Annotated in this window: 1 protein-coding gene; it reads left to right on the plus strand. The window is 67.8% G+C overall.

Annotated features, from left to right (window positions below):
* Positions 1–1,603, plus strand: a 1,603-nt coding sequence (locus ACNFOC_RS54035) for a BamB-related PQQ repeat family beta-propellar protein (RefSeq protein ID WP_416966264.1), incomplete at its 5' end; no start/stop codon positions are given.
* Positions 1,604–1,722: the final 119 nt, after the last annotated feature.

Genomic DNA, 1,722 nt, shown 5'->3' on the forward strand with positions numbered 1-1,722 from the left:
GACCCCGCCCGGCTACGGCTACCCGGGCCAGCAGCCGAACCCGTACGCCCAGCCGCAGCAGCCCAACCCCTATGGCCAGCAGCCGGGTTACGGATACCCGGGCCAGCAGCCGACCATGCCGCTGCACCCGCAGCCGGGCCAACCGGGCGGTGGCGGGCGGAAGTTCGGGGCGCCCGCGGTGATCATCACCGCCGCCGTCGTGGCGATCGCGCTGATCGTCGGCGGCGGGATCTGGTACTCGTCCTCGTCCGGCAAGAAGGACGACGACAAGAAGGACACCGCGAGCTCCAGCGGCACCACGGGCGGCACCAACGACAAGGGCGGCACGACGTCCGGCGGCAAGGAGAAGGCGCCCGCCGACACCGCGTCCAAGGTCCTCTTCGAGGTCCCGATGCCCAAGGTCAGCGACACCATGGTGACCTCCGGCTCCTGGCTCACCGACAAGGTGTACGCGAAGAGCGGCAGCGCCGAGGTCGTCGGCTACAACCGCGACACGGGCGCCAAGCAGTGGACGATCAAACTCCCCGGCCCGGTCTGCCAGGCCACGAAGCACACCACCACCGACGGCAAGACGGCCATCCTCTACGAGCCCGCGATGCCGACCAAGGACAAGCCCTCGAACGGCTGTAGCCAGATCGCGGCGATCGACCTCAACACGGGCACCAAGCTGTGGACGAAGACCGCCAACTCCGGTGACCAGCCGATCAGTTTCGAGAACGTCACCGTCAGCGCGAACACCGTCGCCGTGGGCAGCACCGACGGCGGCGCCGCCTTCGACATCTCCACCGGCAAGGTCCTGTGGAGCCCGAAGGTCGCCGACTGCTACGACGCCGGCTACGGCGGCGGCACCAAGCTGGTCGCGGTGCGCAGGTGCGGCACGTACGACTCGCCCGTCCTCCACATCCAGACCATCGACCCGGTCTCCGGGAAGGTGATCTCGGACTACAAGATGGCCCAGGGCATCGAGTACGCGAGCATCGTCTCGACCGACCCGCTGGTCGTCGCGGCCGACGTCGGCGACAGCGCGGGCGACGGCAGCGGCATCTCGGACTTCTTCTCCATCGACAACAAGACCGGCGCCCTGCGCTCGCACATCCTGGCGCCGGGCAAGCAGTACGCGGCCCGCTGCGACGGCATCACGCGCGTCGAGTACTGCGCCGAACTGGCCGTGGGCAACGACCGGTTGTACGTGCCCACCGAAGAACACGACGGTTCCGGCGACTCCTACAGCCAGACCAACGAGATCGTCGCCTTCGACCTCGCCACCGGCAAGCAGACCGGCCAGCGCGCCGACGCGGGCGACGGTTACACGATCACCCCGCTGCGCATGGACGGCAGCAACCTCATCGCGTACAAGTCGCCGCCCTATGACAAGGGCGGCCAGATCGTCAGCATCGACGGCACCTCCTTCAAGGAGACCAAGCTGCTGGAGAACCCGAGCACGGAGACGGTACGGGACGCGGAGACCACCTTCCTGCCGGACTACGCGGAGATCCTCTACGCGGACGGCCACCTCTTCATGTCGGCGGTCTACGCGGACAAGCCCTCGTCGTCGTCCACCGACGACAAGGACCTGGCGATCGCGTTCGGCACCGGCAGCTGAACCACCCCCATCACGACCCCCACCATCCCCACCACTCCCGAATGCCAGGAATGCGAAAAAGTCAGTCGATCCGGGGCACTTCTCTCCGGTAGGGGCAGCGCAACGTCGAACAAGCGTGT

The sequence above is a fragment of the Streptomyces colwelliae genome (assembly GCF_048158785.1).
Lineage (GTDB): Bacteria > Actinomycetota > Actinomycetes > Streptomycetales > Streptomycetaceae > Streptomyces.